This window comes from Streptomyces atriruber, assembly GCF_001418325.1.
Classification (GTDB): domain Bacteria; phylum Actinomycetota; class Actinomycetes; order Streptomycetales; family Streptomycetaceae; genus Streptomyces; species Streptomyces atriruber.
In genome coordinates this window covers 1-1,781 of record NZ_LIPN01000635.1, presented here as the reverse complement: position 1 = coordinate 1,781, position 1,781 = coordinate 1, and the positions used below count along the sequence as shown (strand labels likewise).

Genomic DNA, 1,781 nt, shown 5'->3' with positions numbered 1-1,781 from the left:
GGCGCCCCGGTCACCGGTGACTCCGTGGCGTTCCACGCCCGCACGACCGTCCCGCGCACGGCGGCATCGGCCACGTCCAACTGCCCCACGGGGGCCTGCGGGTCGGCGACGAGCTGTTCGAGGATCCGTATCAGCGACGCGATCATGCGCTCGGCGCCTGCGCGGTCGCACACGTCCGGCCGGTGGACGAAGTCGCCCTGCATGGGCGTGCCCGGTGACACGACGAAGGTCAGCGGGTAGTGACCCATGTCCTGAGGCGCGCCCGTGGGGCGGATGGCGAGGGTGCCGGGCGACGCGGAACCGGCGGGCGGATGGGGGTAGTTCTCGTAGACCACGAGGGTGTCGAACTCCGCTCCGGGGCCCGCGAGTCGGCGGATCTCGGCGAGCCCCATGTGCTGATGGGCCATCAGTGCGACCTGTCGCTCCTGCAGGTCCGCCAGCATCTCGGCCGCGGGCTGCCGGGCGTCGAGCCGTACTCGTACCGGCAGGGTGTTGATGAAGAGGCCGATCGCCGACTCGGCGCCCGGCAGGTCGGTGGGCCGCCCCGCCACGGTGGCACCGAACACCACGTCGGTGCGTCCGGCGAGGCGTGCGAGCAGCAGCGCCCACGCGCCCTGCACCAGGGTGTTCACCGTCAGGCCGCGCTCGCGGGCCAGTGCGGCGACGTCCCGTGACAGCTCCTCGGGGAACGCGAACCGCACCCGCTCGGGCACGACCGGCACGCGCACCGAGTCCGCGGGCACGACGTGTGTCGGCTCGTCCAGTCCGGCCAGCTCGGCGCGCCAGGCCTGCCGCGCCACGTCGCCGTCCTGCCGCCCGAGCCAGGCGAGGTACTCGCGGTAGGACGTCACCGCCGGGAGGTCGCGTTCGTCGCCGCCCGTCGCCAGTGCCTCGTACACGGCGGACAGGTCGGCGATCAGGACCGGCAGGGACCAGCCGTCCATGATGAGGTGGTGACTGGTGATGACCAGGTGGTGCCGGTTCTCGGCGAGACGGATCAGGAGCAGCCGCATCAGCGGTGCCTTCGTGACATCGATGCGTTGCGCGCGCTCGGTCTCGGCGAGGCGTTCCGCCTCGGCCAGGCATTCGGTGGCGGTGAGCGCGTCGGCCGCCGCGTGCATCGATATGTCGACCTCGCGCCAGGGCAGTTCGACGTCGCTCGCGATTACCTGCACCGCCTCGCCCGAGGTGAGGCGGTGGAAGCTCGCGCGCAGGGTCGGATGCCGACGCACCAGCGCCTGCCACGCGGCGCGCAGCCGGGTCGCGTCCAGCGGGCCTGCCAGCTCCAACGCGCGCTGGCCTTCGTAGACGTCGGGGCCGCTCTCGTCGTAGGTGGCGTGGAACAGCATCCCCTTCTGCAGCGGCGACAGCGGCCATACGTCGGCCGGTTCCGGCACCGCGGACTCCAGCTCCGCCACGTCGGCCTGCGTCACGGCGGCGCCGAGGAGCGGGAAGTCGGAGGGGGTGTGCCCACCTGCGCTGCGGTCGGCGGCGGTGTGACCGGCCAGGCCGGCCAGCATCGCTGCCCAGGTACTGCCGAGGCGCTCGGCCTCCGCCTCCGGCACGAGATCGCCCGGCCAGCTCAGGGGGAGCTCCAGCTCGGGCCCGCCGGGCGTGTCGCGCACCGCGGCTTTCGCCTCAAGGGTGTGCTGGAGCGGCATGTCCGGGGGGACCGTGCCGCCGATGGCGGTGTCGCCGGTCAACTGCCATGCGGAGGCAGGGGACTTGCGTACGGCCGTCGCGAACCGGCCCATGTAGTTGAAGCCGATTTCGGGGGCGGG

At 73.0% G+C, this 1,781-nt stretch carries 1 protein-coding gene; it reads right to left on the bottom strand.

All coding sequences use genetic code 11. The features are described 5' to 3' along the window. Positions 1-1,781 (bottom strand): condensation domain-containing protein (locus AOK03_RS39550; protein ID WP_341845856.1); only part of this gene is annotated, 1,781 nt, incomplete at both ends.